Here is a 450-nt window from a genome sequence, read left to right as displayed (position 1 = left end):
CCGGAAGGCGGCTTCGCCTCCGCGCTGGACGCCGACAGCGACGACGGCACTGGGCGGCACGTCGAGGGCGCCTACTACGTGTGGACGCCCGACCAGCTGCGCGAGGTGCTGGGCGACGCGGACTCCGATCTGGCCGCGCGGTACTTCGGGGTGACCGAGGAGGGCACCTTCGAGGAGGGCGCGTCCGTGCTGCAGCTGCCGCAGCGCGACGAGGTGTCCGACGCGGCCCGGATCGACGGCATCCGGGAGCGGCTGCTCGCGGCGCGCGGCCGGCGGCCCGCGCCCGGCCGGGACGACAAGGTGGTCGCCGCCTGGAACGGCCTGGCGATCGCCGCGCTCGCCGAGACCGGTGCCTACTTCGACCGGCCGGACCTGGTGGAGGCCGCGGTGGCCGCGGGCGACCTGCTGGTGCGGGTGCACCTGGACGAGCAGGCCCGTATCGCCCGGACC

Annotated in this window: 1 pseudogene; it reads left to right on the top strand. The window is 76.2% G+C overall.

Annotation, left to right across the window (positions count from 1 at the left end):
- Positions 1–450: pseudogene (locus tag C9I57_RS32245) on the top strand (thioredoxin domain-containing protein); the annotation flags it as partial.

Origin of the sequence: Trinickia symbiotica (genome assembly GCF_003028655.1) — a bacterium.
Lineage (GTDB): Bacteria > Pseudomonadota > Gammaproteobacteria > Burkholderiales > Burkholderiaceae > Trinickia > Trinickia symbiotica_A.
This window is presented reverse-complemented; position numbering and strand designations above follow the sequence as displayed.